This window comes from Flavobacterium branchiophilum NBRC 15030 = ATCC 35035, from assembly GCF_002217205.1.
In the GTDB taxonomy this organism is placed as follows: domain Bacteria; phylum Bacteroidota; class Bacteroidia; order Flavobacteriales; family Flavobacteriaceae; genus Flavobacterium; species Flavobacterium branchiophilum.
In genome coordinates this window covers 1-14,391 of record NZ_MUGT01000080.1, presented here as the reverse complement: position 1 = coordinate 14,391, position 14,391 = coordinate 1, and the positions used below count along the sequence as shown (strand labels likewise).

At 35.4% G+C, this 14,391-nt stretch carries 11 protein-coding genes; 7 read left to right on the top strand and 4 right to left on the bottom strand.

The features are described from left to right. The coding region (locus B0A58_RS16640) for a hypothetical protein (protein ID WP_207758844.1) at window positions 1-189 on the top strand (189 nt) is incomplete at its 5' end. A 361-nt stretch (window positions 190-550) separates the two neighbouring features. Here the strand turns inward: B0A58_RS16640 and B0A58_RS09790 are convergent. Both B0A58_RS09790 and B0A58_RS09785 read right to left on the bottom strand, forming a co-directional pair. Beyond that, a complete protein-coding gene (locus B0A58_RS09790) occupies window positions 551-1,324 on the bottom strand; it encodes a porin family protein (protein WP_089080910.1) in 774 nt (257 codons plus the stop codon). A gap of 3 nt (window positions 1,325-1,327) precedes the next feature. Continuing rightward, window positions 1,328-2,908 carry a T9SS type A sorting domain-containing protein gene (locus B0A58_RS09785; protein WP_089080909.1) on the bottom strand — a complete coding sequence of 527 codons (1,581 nt, stop codon included), beginning with the start codon at window positions 2,906-2,908 and terminating at the stop codon, window positions 1,328-1,330. Window positions 2,909-3,822: 914 nt separating this feature from the next. Here B0A58_RS09785 and B0A58_RS09780 point away from each other — a divergent pair. From B0A58_RS09780 to B0A58_RS09760, 5 genes are all read left to right on the top strand, one after another. Next, on the top strand, window positions 3,823-4,758 hold the full coding sequence (locus B0A58_RS09780; RefSeq protein WP_089080911.1) for an ABC transporter ATP-binding protein: 936 nt from the start codon (window positions 3,823-3,825) through the stop codon (window positions 4,756-4,758). Between the two features lie 29 nt (window positions 4,759-4,787). After that, on the top strand, window positions 4,788-6,077 hold the full coding sequence (locus B0A58_RS09775; RefSeq protein ID WP_089080908.1) for an ABC transporter permease: 1,290 nt from the start codon (window positions 4,788-4,790) through the stop codon (window positions 6,075-6,077). A gap of 9 nt (window positions 6,078-6,086) precedes the next feature. Then, the gene (locus B0A58_RS09770; RefSeq protein ID WP_014084799.1) at window positions 6,087-7,250 is read left to right on the top strand and encodes a sigma-54-dependent transcriptional regulator; all 1,164 of its coding nucleotides are present in this window, start codon (window positions 6,087-6,089) and stop codon (window positions 7,248-7,250) included. Between the two features lie 8 nt (window positions 7,251-7,258). After that, a complete protein-coding gene (locus tag B0A58_RS09765) occupies window positions 7,259-7,885 on the top strand; it encodes a DEAD/DEAH box helicase (protein ID WP_089080907.1) in 627 nt (208 codons plus the stop codon). A 469-nt stretch (window positions 7,886-8,354) separates the two neighbouring features. Continuing rightward, a complete protein-coding gene (locus B0A58_RS09760) occupies window positions 8,355-8,573 on the top strand; it encodes a putative signal transducing protein (protein ID WP_089080906.1) in 219 nt (72 codons plus the stop codon). 37 nt (window positions 8,574-8,610) lie between these two features. Here B0A58_RS09760 and B0A58_RS09755 read toward each other — a convergent pair whose 3' ends face one another. Both B0A58_RS09755 and B0A58_RS09750 read right to left on the bottom strand, forming a co-directional pair. Beyond that, window positions 8,611-11,697, bottom strand: coding sequence for an SbcC/MukB-like Walker B domain-containing protein (locus B0A58_RS09755; protein ID WP_089080905.1), 3,087 nt, complete (start codon window positions 11,695-11,697; stop codon window positions 8,611-8,613). Further along, entirely contained in the window at window positions 11,694-12,938 is a 1,245-nt protein-coding gene (locus tag B0A58_RS09750) for a metallophosphoesterase family protein (RefSeq protein WP_089080904.1), read from the bottom strand. The genes B0A58_RS09755 and B0A58_RS09750 overlap by 4 nt, the downstream gene beginning before the upstream one ends. A gap of 151 nt (window positions 12,939-13,089) precedes the next feature. On the opposite strand from B0A58_RS09750, the gene B0A58_RS09745 reads away from it, so the two are divergent. Continuing rightward, complete coding sequence (locus tag B0A58_RS09745) at window positions 13,090-13,998, top strand: hypothetical protein (protein WP_133063120.1); 909 nt, start codon at window positions 13,090-13,092, stop codon at window positions 13,996-13,998. The last annotated feature ends 393 nt before the right edge of the window (window positions 13,999-14,391 follow it).

Here is a 14,391-nt window from a genome sequence, read left to right as displayed (position 1 = left end):
ATTATTTGCGATGTACGTCGTTTTACTAAACGCTTACTCTCTTTTTTTTCTGTTTTAACATTGCTGTTAAAACGGCTGTCAATTCAATATGTCTATGAACATTTCTTCTTATTTTTCGCCCCTCTCGAAGCGGATGCAAAAATAATAATCTTTTTTGTTTCTGGCAAACTTTTTTTGATTTATTTTTAAATCTTTTTTTGCCGTGATTTCAAATTTTTTATCGCTCTTTTGCGGGGTGCAAAGGTAAACCTTTTTTTTATTCTGGCAAACTTTTTTTGACTTTTTTTTAAATCTTTTTTTTACCGCCTATTTCAAAATGCTTATCGCTTATTGCGGGTGCAAAGGTAGCACTTCTTTTGGCTTATACAAGCTTTTTTTAACCTTTTTTTTGCTTTTTTTTTATTGTACCTCGTTTTCAATATGTTACAAGGCTACTTTGCTGGGTTTTGTTGTATGTGTTCAGGTTGTAACGATAGATTTAGGGGTTTTGTGGTTTACGTTAGCGTCTATAAATCTAATTGCATTTAAAAACTTGGCATTTGTATTGGTATTAATGTGGTTGGTTTTTGCAATAACTACATCCTGTCAAGGAAAAATGATATTGCATTCCAAATTCTAGTCCTATACAAAAGTTTTTGGTATTGAAGTTTTCTGAAAAATAAGCTTTGTCTGTATCTGCCGATGTGATATCGTATTCATATTTTATGCTTGTTGAATAGGTTAGTTTTTTAGCCAATATACCTTTTATCCCTACAGAACCCACTATACCATACGTACGGTTTTTATATATCCAACCATAATTTTCTATTTTATAATAATATTCAACTGGTGTAATAAATGACTGCTTAGCAATTCCATTAATAAAATTAGGAGTTAGTGTTTCTATACCTAATTCACTATCAATTATAGTTTTATAATCGTTTAATAATGACATTTGAACCCCTTGATTGATTATCAAATAGAGGTTTTCTTTTATTTGATGTGTATATTGGATGGTAACTGGCAGTTTATAATAACTAAAGTCCATATTGACTGTGGAAGTATAAACATTTCCATTATGGAAAAAATTGTCATACTTTTGATTTTGATTGTTATATATTAGCCCTGTCTTGATACCCCAACTTGGATTCCAATTTTTTTCGATGCTTATTCCAAAACCATGACCATTAATAAGGTTTTGTTTGGCTTTTTGTGGATTGTAATCAGGATTTATCCTGCTAAAAACAAAAGTGTTTGCTGTTATACCAACTTGCCAATCTTGTAATTCTTGAGCATTGCCTATAAAGGCAATACTCAAGATTAGTACTATATATAATTTTTTCATAAATTATTTACTTAATATGATTTTTTGTGTAAAAATATATTTTTCTGTATTGATTTTAAGTATATATATTCCATTATTTAGTTTCGTATCTATTTGTATCTGAAGTTCTAATCTATTATCAAATTTATCTTCTAGTATCAATTTATTATTTATTTGATCAAAAATCTGATATGTTCCAGTTAGCACTTCTGGTAGTTCAACTTTTAGATTTCCAGTTGTTGGGTTTGGAGCAATAATGATTTTCTCATTTGATGTTGGTGCAATACTTTTATTTATATAATAATCGCAAGGGGCTGGAGGATATACTTTAAATACAGTACAAGTGGATAACCCCGTACATAAGTTTTTATTGCATACCGTAATAGGTGTAGGTTTTGATGGCTGGTAGTGAATGCTGTCTCCTGGCCCTCTTATAAAGTCGCGAGAAATTGTTGTAACTCCATTACTAAATCCATCTGTGCTAATAAAATTTAATTGAAAAACATCAGCCGTACAAATGTCTCCATTGTTTGGGACTGCTTCAAAATAACCGTTTGGAACAGGTGCATTCGTTGCATCTAGGATTTTAAATGGTATTGCAGGAGTGTTTACTGAACAGCCTCCAACAAAATTTACAGTTGCATATATATTAATAGTACTGGTTGTTGGTATAACATTTGTCGGAATTATAGTGGGGGTTAATGTATTTTGGCCTATTATAGTACAATTTGGAGCAACCCAATTTATTGAAGAAATACCACATTGTGTTGCCATTGACATTTGACGACCGCTGCCGCCTTTGCAAATATAGTTGTATGGTTGTGTATTATATGGATATTCTGGATACAAAGCCGTAAAAGATGCTGTTCGAGGGGTTCTGCTTATACTTGAACTATTAAAACGAGTATATGTACTAAGTCCAGAACTTCTTGAAACTGTACAACCCGCTGATACAGCACCATTTCCAGCAGATGGTGCGACAGTAATGCAACTAGAGCCAAAACCTGATACAATGTTACCTCCTGTTATTGACCAATTAAAAGTATTTGCATCGCAAAATCCGCTAGCACATATTTGAACATTATTTGGACAACAGGCTAAAATATTAGGACTACTTATTGAGGGAGTGCACAAAATTTTTACATCGACAGCATATCCTGAATCTCCGTTTGTTTTTTTATATTTACCGTATAAAGTTGGACCCGCATGAAAATTACCCATTGCATCTACTGTGCCATAAGAACCCGAAACTTGAAATTCTACATTGTCGGTGTCAGGGGCATTGCTGCCGTAGGTAATTGGAATATCTACTGAGGTATTATTTGACAAAGCAAGTACTTGAGATGTTGGGGTGTGGTAATAAGTATATGTGTTTTGTCCGTTTATATTGCCTTGGATTGTTCCGTTGCCAATATTTGCAATAACTAACCAGTAGTTGATTCGATAATGTGTGTTTCCAGGTGAATTTCCTGGATTTAACGTTAAGTTAAAATTTGTAGGAATACCAACTTCTGCATTAGGAGTAGTTTGATTTACAGATACTGTTTGAGACCAAATTACATTTGTAATTAGTAAACTAAAGCAATAATAGAGTAATTTTTTCATGGTTGTTTTGTTTATTATGATTGTCTTTCCATTTTGAAAAATCGGGCAGGAAAGTTCTCCTTTTTATGACTAATTAGCAATTTGATTTACTTATTTGTAATATTAAGTATTATAATAATAAAAATAATCATTTAAAATTGATATTTATTTTATTAAAATCTTGTTTTATTACATTATTGTAATTTATTTATAGATTAATTAGTATTATCTTGCAAATATAGAATTTTTTTTCTATAATAAAATTGTTTTTAAATAAAAATTTGAATAAAAGTGTTAAAATTTACTTGAATTTTTTATTGTAATTGTCCGTAACTCATTCAAATAGTCAAGGTATTTACTTTGCGTTTCTGGAGCTTTGCGTGAAATGGATCTCGCAAAGACGCAGAGCCGCAAAGAAAAGATTGAATCAAGCTTCATAAAAATAGTTGAAAACTATCTTAGCATGTATGAAATTGTATTAGTTGTATTTGCTAGTTGAATCTAGCTTTTTAATTCGCAATTGGTATTGTTAGTATGTGTTGGTATTTTTGAGTATGTCAAAATTATTTTCCTGTTTCCAATTGCTGTTTTATTTATATTTTTTTTAGAAAATTTAATTAAAAAAAATATTTTATGAGTATTTTCTTTAATAAATTTTTTATTGCCGATTTGAAAACGAGCTACTTCCTAAAATAGCCCCGATTGTAGTGGAAATCCTTTTGTTTTTTTCTTTAAAAAACAAAAGATTGTAACGGAAAGCGGGACTATGGCTCTTTGTAAACCGTAGTGCGCTGCTCCTATTGTTTAGGTTTTGCGGTTACCTATATATATATATATAGGTGGGATTTGTATTGGGGTGGTTGTTTGTTTTTTTTTGGGGGGATTGAAATGTGGATCGTATAAAATTGTTTACTTTTACGGCAAATTTTAAGTTTATGTCGAGTAACATTTTAGAAGTTGGTAACGTTATTAAAAAATATGGGGATTATACGGCATTGAATGATGTGTCGTTGCGGGTTCCGAAGGGTAGTATTTATGGGTTATTGGGTCCGAATGGAGCTGGAAAAACATCGTTGATACGAATTATTAATCAGATTACGATGCCTGATAGTGGTGAAGTGCTTTTGGATGGAGAGCCGTTGCACCCAAAGCATGTGCAGCATATTGGTTATTTGCCAGAGGAGCGTGGATTGTATAAAACGATGAAGGTGGGAGAGCAGTGCTTGTATTTGGCACAAATGAAGGGCTTGTCTAAGGCGGAGGCGACGCAGCAGCTGGAGTATTGGTTTGACAGGTTGGATATAAAAGGGTGGTGGCATAAGAAAATACAGGAATTATCGAAGGGTATGGCACAGAAAATTCAGTTTGTTGTGTGTGTGTTGCACCGTCCGAAGTTGTTGATATTTGATGAGCCGTTTTCGGGTTTTGATCCTGTGAATGCCAATATAATAAAAGACGAAATACTGGCTTTGAGAGACCATGGTGCTACGATTATATTTTCGACACACCGAATGGAAAGTGTTGAAGAGCTTTGTGATCATATTGCATTGATACACCAATCGAACAAGTTGATTGAAGGAAAAATAGACGATGTGAAGCGGGCACATAAAACGAACAGATTTGAAATTGGCATATTGACAGATAACGTGGAGGGTTTGATGTATGATTTGACACAACAATTCCAGATTTCGCCAGCCCATTTTAAATCGCTTCAAAATGAATTGAAATTGGAGGTTGCATTAGATGCTCGATTGCCAAATGACTTGTTGCAGGTATTGACACGGCGAGGGCAAGTAACCCATTTTGTAGAGAAGATACCTAGTATCAATGATATTTTTATACAGACAGTGGCCCCAAGTATGCAATTGTAAACCATTAATAGACCAAAACATTATTTTATATGAGTATATTATCGATTATAATAAGGAGAGAATTTATAGCAAAGGTTAGGAATAAGTCCTTTATTATCATGACTTTTTTGAGTCCGTTGATGATGATAGGCTTGGCGTTTTTTGTGGGTTATTTGGCCAATATGAAATCTGACAAGAAAACGATTGCTATACATGATGAAACGGGATTGTTTTATTCGGAGTTTGAGAGTGATGAGCAGTATCAGTATGTTGATTTTTCGAAGATTTCGGTTAGTTTATTGAAGGATAGAATGCTTCGGGATAGTTATGAAGGCTTGTTGCTTATTCCAAAAACGGGTTCGGAAAAAATGTCGTATATATCTAAGGACAGTCCGAGTTTGGAGTTTGTGAATACAATAGAGCAAACTATTGCTCGAAAAATTACGAATCAGAATTATGCAAAAGCCCATTTGGATTTGGAGGCGATAAAGCAAGCACAGGCAAAAGTATCGATACAATTGATAAAATCGTCTGGAGAGGCAACGGTAAAAGGGTTGAATGAATTGAAAGTTGGGATTGGAGCAGGATTTGGGTATTTGATAATGATGTTTATTATTATATATGGGAATACCGTTATGCGAAGTGTGATAGAGGAGAAAACGAATCGCATCATAGAAATCATTATTTCGTCTGTAAAACCATTTACGTTGATGATGGGAAAAATCATTGGGAATGCTTTGGCAGGTTTGCTTCAGTTTATGATTTGGGCCTTATTGGGTGGGCTATTATTTTTTGTGTTATCGGTAATTTTTCATGTGCCGTTGGGGGCTGCATCTGCCCTAGAGCCAGAAATGATAGGGAGTTCCAAATCGGAGTTGGCACTACTGATTCAGACTTATTTTTTAGAGATTTGGAAATTGCCAAAGCTTACAATTTTAAGTTGTTTTGTCATATATTTTACGGGAGGTTATTTTTTATATAGTTCTATATATGCTGCAATTGGGGCGGCAGTAGATTCAGAAACAGATTCTCAGCAATTTTTATTGCCCATCATATTGCCCTTGATGCTGGGAGTTTATGTTGGTTTTTTTAGTGTTTTGAATGATCCAAATGGCACCGTAGCCCTTGTGTTTTCGATGGTGCCGCTTACATCGCCAATAGTGATGATGATGCGAATACCCTTTGGAGTGCCTTGGTATCAAATTGTACTATCGGTAGTAATATTATATGCTACTTTTGTATTTGTAGTATGGTTTGCGGCCAAAATTTATCGTGTGGGTATTTTGATGTATGGTAAAAAACCAACATGGAAAGAGTTGTATAAATGGTTGAAATATTAGAAAAAAATTATGAGTAAAATATTAATAATAGAGGACGAAGCAGCTATTAGACGGGTGTTAGTAAAAATATTATCTGAGGAAAACGATAGTTACAAAGTAGAAGATGCATCAGACGGTATAATAGGATTGGAAAAAATAAAAAATACGGATTATGATTTGATTATATGCGACATCAAAATGCCGAAAATGGATGGAGTAGAACTATTAGAAGCCGTAAAAAAGATAAAACCCGAGATACCTGTTGTGATGATTTCTGGTCATGGCGATATGGAAACAGCCATTCAAACGATGAAGTTAGGTGCTTTTGATTATATATCGAAACCGCCCGATTTGAATCGGTTGTTGAACACCGTTAGAAATGCGTTGGACAGAAAACAACTGGTGGTAGAGAATAAAATATTGAAGAAAAAAGTAAGTAAGCATTATGAAATGATTGGACATAGCGAAGCTATCAACCACATTAAACTCATGATTGAAAAAGTAGCACAAACAGAAGCACGGGTTTTGATAACGGGCCCAAATGGAACAGGAAAAGAGCTGGTTGCCCATCAATTGCACGAAAAAAGTGATCGATCGGGATTTCCGCTGATTGAGGTAAATTGTGCGGCAATACCATCTGAACTTATTGAGAGTGAATTGTTTGGACACGTAAAAGGGGCTTTTACCTCGGCTGTAAAAGACCGAGCGGGCAAGTTTGAAGCAGCAGATGGCGGTACACTGTTTTTGGACGAAATTGGCGACATGAGCCTTGCGGCACAGGCTAAAGTATTGCGGGCTTTGCAAGAAAATTTAATTCAAAGGGTGGGTGCCGACAAGGACATTAAAGTAAATGTTAGGGTTGTTGCAGCAACAAACAAAGATTTGAAAAAAGAAATTGCCGAAGGGAGATTTAGAGAAGACTTATATCATAGACTGGCCGTAATTTTGATAAAAGTGCCGTCACTAAACGACCGTCGAGAAGATATTCCATTGTTGATTGAACATTTTTCAAAAAAAATATCGGAAGAGCAAGGTAATGTACCCAAAATATTTATGCCCAATGCCATCCAATTGTTGAAAGCATACGATTGGACGGGCAACATTAGAGAGTTACGAAATGTAGTAGAACGTTTGATCATATTGGGCGGACAAGAAATATCGGAACAAGATGTTAATCTTTTTGCGAGCAAATAAACCATAAAATGAAATTGAAAAAAATAAACGAAAAGCTGCAACAAGCCTTGATAGAAAATGGCTTAGCAACAGCCAATGATTTGCAACAAGAAACATATTCGGCCTTAAAAAGTGGCGCAGACTGTATTGTAATTGCAGATCCAGCCAGCGGCAAAACGACAACTATTGTAATTCATGTTATTCAACGATTGGTGGCCGAAGGAGAAGAATCGCCAAGAGCCTTAATCATGGTGGCCGATAAAGCCAAGGTTTTGGAAATGGAACAACTTTTTGAACAATTGGGACGCTATACCAATTTGAGGGTATATGGCGTGCATGACAAAGGCGATTTGGATTATGATAAAAATTATATTTCGGCGGGTATTGATGTGTTGATTGGTACCCCTACCCGACTCAACGACATGTTTTCGACAGCTGGATATAATGTTAATAGGCTCAAAATGTTTGTTTTAGACGATGCCGATAGTCTATTGAAAATGAGGCACGACACCAAAATTATGCGGATTTCAAATAGCATTGCCAAAACACAGCGTATCCTGTTTTCGGATTTATATACGGAGCGAATAGCTATTTTGGCCGATAAAATGATGCTAGAGCCATTGGTGTTTGAGTTTGATTCGTTGGAAGAGGAATAATACCAAAATTTGGTTTAGCGTTTGTGTTTTTATATGAAAAAAATGAAATTTGCTAGGGGATTGAAATTAGATTTTGACAACTATTTTTCAAAAAATAAGTGTCTAGTTTTTTAAGGAGCTCCTTTATAAATATATCTGATAAAATTTACTAAAGAAAATATTATTTGATTGCAAAATTTGGATTTGATTTGAAAACGGGAACACACTAGCCCAGAATGTAGTGTAAAGCCCGCAGCCCCAAAAGGGATTTTTTTGTTGCTGCAAAAGAGCGACCAGCGGAAGCTCCTTTTGTGGCAAACAAAAAACCCTTTTGGGGCGAGTACTTGAAACGGAATGCTGGATGGGCTAGAACAAAAAGCTATACATTCAAAAAAATGACACATTTGATGTTGAAAATTATATAAATATCGTGCTGAATATCAAGTATTTACAATAATATTATAAAAATTAATCTATAAAAATAAAGAAGATGGCATTTATTAAAATCTATTCGGGGAGCGAAATATTGGCTCAGGCACTTCAAACAAAAATTGAGGCTGCGGGAATTGCAACGGTGATAAAAAACAATATCCAATCGGCAAGGTTGGCGGGTTTTGGCAATACAGATTTGGCCGTTGAAGTATTTATACAAGAAACAGACTACAATAAAGCAAATCCTATCATAGAAGCTTTTAGAATGAGTTTGTAAAAAAAAGGGATTTACAAGTTTTTGTAAATCCCTTTTTTTAATAACTGGTATCTATAACGCTAGATTTTGAAGCGTCGTTGCGGATGTGCAAAAACACATCTACCTCTTGCTGCAAGTCTTCTACGTGTGATATTAGCCCTACAATTCTATTTTCTTTTTGCAATGATTTCAATGTTTCTAAAACAATTTGCAAACTATCTTTGTCCAAACTTCCAAAACCTTCGTCTAAAAAGAAAAAGTGCTGGTCGATATTGGCATTTTTCTGAATACTTTCGGACAGGGCTAAGGCCAAGCACAAGGCGGCCTGGAAAATTTGCCCCCCCGAAAGGGATTTTAACAAACGGGTTTTGCCACCGTTTAAAAAATCACGAACCAAAAAATGGCCATTTTCGTCCATTTCCAATTGGTATTTTTGTCGTACCATAATATGGAAACGGCTGTTTGCCAAGGCAATAACATTTTTTAGATAGCGTTTTGAAACAAATTCTACAAAACCATTGGCACGAAAGAGTTTTGATAAAATGTTTAAATTCTCGGCCCTGATTTCCAATTGATGGAGTTGTTGTTCTAATTTGTTTTTTTCGATTAGCTGAGATTGTAGCGTTTTGATATTATCCGCAATTTTGCCAATTTTTTGATTTGTTATATCCAAATCCGTTTTCATGGCCCTGTACTGGGTGTTTTGTTTTTCAAACAATTCATTATCAAACACTTGAGTATCAACAACTTTTTGAAGTGCTGTTATTTCGCCTTCAAGTTTATGATAAGTAGCTCGGGTTTCGGCTATTTTTTTTCGTTCTTCAACTGTGTTCCATTTTTGTTTCAAAACACGTACAACTTCTGCCCTATCCAATTGATTTTCAGCTAATTTTAGTTGTAATGTTTGGTTGTGTTTGGATTCTTCAAATTTTATTTCGGCCAAAATATGTTCCAAACTTTGCAATTGCCCTTTTAATATTAAAAGTTCGTTTTCTGCTTCATATTTTATTAAAAGTAATTGTTTTAAGTCGCTTTCGTTTTGTGCTATTTGGGCAATAATTTGATTTTTTGCTGCAATAATTTGGTTTTTATCTTGGTTTGAATAGTCATTTACGTTTAAGATACGAACTTCAGATTTTTTGATAGCCATGGTTGTTTCGGCGGCATTGATTTCCATTTTCAACTCGTTCCAACGATCGATAGCGGTGGCCAATTCCTTTTGTTGTGCCACTAAAGCACTCGTGGCTTCGTCAATTAAAGTTAGGTTTTGATTTAATTTTTTTTGATTTTGCTGAGATTCTTTTTCAATAACAATCAATTTTTCTTCATCTTCAGGCGCAAAATTGGGGTCGGGCATTTGAGTTATCAAAACTGCTTTTTGATTTTCCAAGCTACTTATTTCATTTTGAATTGTCAGCAATTTTGATTGTAGAACTGTTGTTGTTTCCCAATTTTGCCTCATTTTTTGGTTCCAAACCCATAAATCTTGGATGGCTTTTTCGTGATGGGTTATTTTTTGTTCCAAATCAAGTATTTCGTCATGGTTGTCTATTGGTTTCAACGGATTGGGATGCGAGGTGGCACCACACAACAAACAAGGTTTTCCGTGGTGTAAATGTAAAGAAAATACACTTAACTCGTGTTTGATTTGAGTTTTTGAAAGATTGTCTTTCAAAACATAAACCGCATCTTGCCATTGTTTTTGAGTAATTGCTACTATTTTTTCAAACTCATCATAAGTATAATCTTCTGAAAGTTGTGCGAAATTTGGTTCAAAAACCCCAAAGTTAGCCACTTGAAGCCACTCCTTTACAGCAACTTGCTGCTTTTGTAAGGTGTCCCATTCGGTGTTGTGCTTTTGAATATTTTGATTGATTTGCCTCAAAGCATCATACCAAATTTTTAATTGATACCACATTGATTCTGGAAAAATGGCAGTTTTGAGCTGCATATTGCTTTCCATTAATTGTTGTATAAATCCTTGTTTGTATTGGATTTCCTGTTGTAGGGCTGTTATTTTTTGTGAAAAATCGGCATTTTTAAGAGTCAAAGTCGATTGTGTTTTTAACAAATCTATAATTTCCGACATTTTATCAAGTTCAATTGCTTTTTGTTTTTCACTTTCATGCGTTTGATTCTGTGCTTCAAGTGTTTCCAATTGGGGCAAAATTTCAGCTATTTCTTGTTCCTTGCTCAAAATAGCTGCCCCAACATGATTGTAACTTTGTTGTTTACTTTCAAAATGATCCCGAACTTCTCTTAAAGACACAAAAACTTGATTGAAAATAGATTGGTATTTTTCAAACGTGTCAATCTCCTTTTCTAAGCTATCATCTTGTTTTTTTTGTATTGCATTTTTTTCAAAAACAAGTTTCAATGCAGCTAGTTTCGACCTGTTTTCTTTAAGGATAGTGTTTTGATGAATCACCTCCTCTAAAACTGACAAATCGTTTTTGAGTTTCAAAAAATGATGTTCTACACCCGATAAATCTATCTGAAGCTGGTTGATATTTGCTGTATTCACATGCAAAAACGATTGCAAATGTCCCGCAATTGTGTCTCTTTGATGGTTATTGGCCGCTTGGAGTTTGTTTGTTTTATCGGAAAAATCGTATTTATACAAACCAAAAAGTTCTTTTAGCATTTTGGTTCTTTCGCTAGGTATCAGTTCCAAAAACTCTCTAAACTTACCTTGCGGAATAATAATTGTTCGTTTAAAATTGTTATAAGAAACCCCAACTTCGTGCAATATCACCTCGTGCTCAACGGGAACTTGCTGGTTATCAATAATTTCATAAAATTGAGTTGGTTGGTTTTTTACCTCATCAAATTTTGTTTTATGCCTTTTAAAGATGCTAATCGATTGGTATGTTTTATTGGCTTTTCCTGCTACAAAGGTAAAATCTATTTTAGTTTCGTTGGATTTAAGGTTCATCATGTTGTAGTACCTATCGTCGCCCGTGGTCGAAAAACGTTCTGTTTTACCATAAATCGCAAACGAAATGGCTTCTAATATGGTAGATTTTCCAGAACCCACAGCACCAAAAATACCAAAGAGTTGGGCCTCGATAAGTTTTGAAAAATCAATGGTTTGCTCTTCTGTAAATGAATATAAGCCTTTTATTTTTAGTATCTTAGGTATCATATTGTATCGTTTTGATGGATAACTTCTTTCAATAAATCCAATAAAGCATCCGTTGGCTCGGCATTGTTGTGTTTGTATTTAAAATAATCTAAAAACAGCTGTTCCATATTTTGGGTTTCGTCTATCAAAAAAGGGTTGATGCCCGTTAAATGGTTATTGTCATTACTCCCCACAATTTGCGGAATAACATCTATAATATATGGATGGGCATCGGCCAATTGCTTTCTGTCGGCACCATCTATATAATTTTCGGTCAAAATGGTTAGTTCTACATAAGCATTTTGATGGTTCAATAACCAATCTACTGCAGCGGCAATAGCACTAAAGGTACGACGCAAAAGAGGCCGCCCTTGTTTCAAATCAACCGAAAAATAGGTGGCCTTTTGGTTGCATTCGGCTTCTATAATCACTACTTTTTTGGTTTGCCCCGCCTCAGAAAAACTATAACACAAAGGCGAAGAGCTATACAAAACAGGGGCAACGCTATCATCTACACATTGATATTGGTGCAAATGTCCAAGCGCTGTATATTGAATTTGTGGCGGAATTTGATCTGTAAACACAGGAGGTGCCCCGCCAATGTGCAAAATAGACTTTTCGCCATCGGGCTCTGCTTCCATTGGGCCATTTTTTTTCATAAAATACAAATGAGCCATCAAAAAATTTACTCCTTCGGTATCGCAATATGCAGCTGCCAACAACTGCCATTTTTGTTGCAATAAATCGCCCAACGCTTGCTCGTTAGTAGCGGTATTCAAGGCTGTTTTTAGCCTTATTTCATTGGCATAAGGCGTAAAAATCAGTCGAAAAGGCGTTGGGTTATGTGGCATTTTCAGTTCCAAAAAACCTTCGTCAGACTGTGTAACCGCCATGCCCGAATCTGTTGTAAAAGGTTGAATAACCGTATTTGGAAAACCACAAAAAAGAATTCCATTGGCTTCTGCCAAGGGGTGCGGTGCCTCTATACGCTCGGGCTTGTCGTGGTTGCCCGCAATTGCAATTACGGCCCTCGAACCATTTTTAGACAATCGATGTACCGTTTTGTAAAACAAATCCTGAGCCTCTGCCGAGGGGTTAAAAGTGTCAAACAAATCGCCCGCTATCAACACTATATCCACTTGATTGGCATCTGCAATCTGACATATTTCGTCCAAAACCAATTGCTGTTCTTCCAATCTTGAAAAATCATCCAACTTTTTTCCTAAATGCCAATCGGCGGTATGCAAAATTTTGAGTCCCATTTTGATAAATTAAAAAACAAAAATAGTATTTTAAATCTTCAAAAAACCACCATATTCAATCGAATATGTTAAAAAATACCTAAATAAACCTTTAGCTTTAAACCAAATCTTGTTTCAAACGTCTAAAAGCTATTACTAAAAATGATAAGCCATGAAACTACCCCTCCTTTGTATGCTCATTATGGGCTGCTCCACAATTGGACTTGCTCAAGAATATCAAAATCCTTCCCTAGCTGGAGACCAATTCAGCTTAGAAGGGGCTTTGGCCGTATTTAAAAACGCCCATTCACTAGAAAATTTTGAAACATTAATCAACGACCAACAACAAGGCATCAACAATTTGGATTTGAACCAAGACGGTCAAATCGATTACATCCAAGTAGATGAAATGATAGACAACAACGCACACGTTGTAGTTTTGAGCACCTACTTGTCCAACACAACCAAGCAAGATATTGCCACCATTGGCATAGAACGCACTGGAAACCAAGAAGCCATTCTTCAAATCATGGGCGACGATCAATTATATACCCCCAACACCATTATCGAACCCGTAGCAATAAACGAATCGTATAGCCCCATAGGCAAAGGTCCAAATGGATTTGACATACAAACCACTGCATTTGGCGTAAATGTTTGGTTTTGGCCATGCGTCCAAATCATGTTTGCCCCACGCTACGTCCCTTGGACATCGCCACACTACTACGGCTACTACCCCCGCTGGTGGAAACCTTGGCGCCCATTTGGATACACCATTTTTTACAACCGCTGTGCCCCTCATCGATACTATTATCAGCCTTGCCACACCCTTAGGGTGCCCTATTCCCGAAATCTATATTTGCCAAATAGACACCAAACAAATGTTTATTACAAACCACATCCAAACAACGGATATAACCACAGAGACAACAGACAAAAACAAGAAAATACATACCATTATTCAAATCAAAACAGAGGCAACAACAGACCATATAGTACAGGCAATTATGAAGGAGGACAAAGAAGACAAAAAGGACAAAGAGAACAAGGCGGAAGCCTTGGACATGGAAGAAGAAGGTAATTATTAGTTGATAAAAAAGCTACCGTACTAACAATCAATACGGTAGCTTTTTGTTTTATACAGTACTAATAAGCTTCATTCCTAAAAAAAATCAAAACAACAATTATTAGAAGCAGCTACTTTTGGCCTTTTCACCCATGGACAGTTCCAGCCGTCCGTTATATCTTTTTGTTTTTGCCCCCAAAAAAAAGCGGGGGCAAAAACAAAAAGGATGCCACTGCCGTCTGGGCTAAACCGCTGCAACAGTCTGTGTTACCAATGGTTTTGAAAAAGATTGAAAGATTCAAAAAATTGAAAGATGGAAATATGGAAAGATTGAAAGATTGAAAAAATTGAATGATTGAAAGATTGAAAGATGGAAAGATTGAAAGATGGAAAGATGGAAAGATTGAA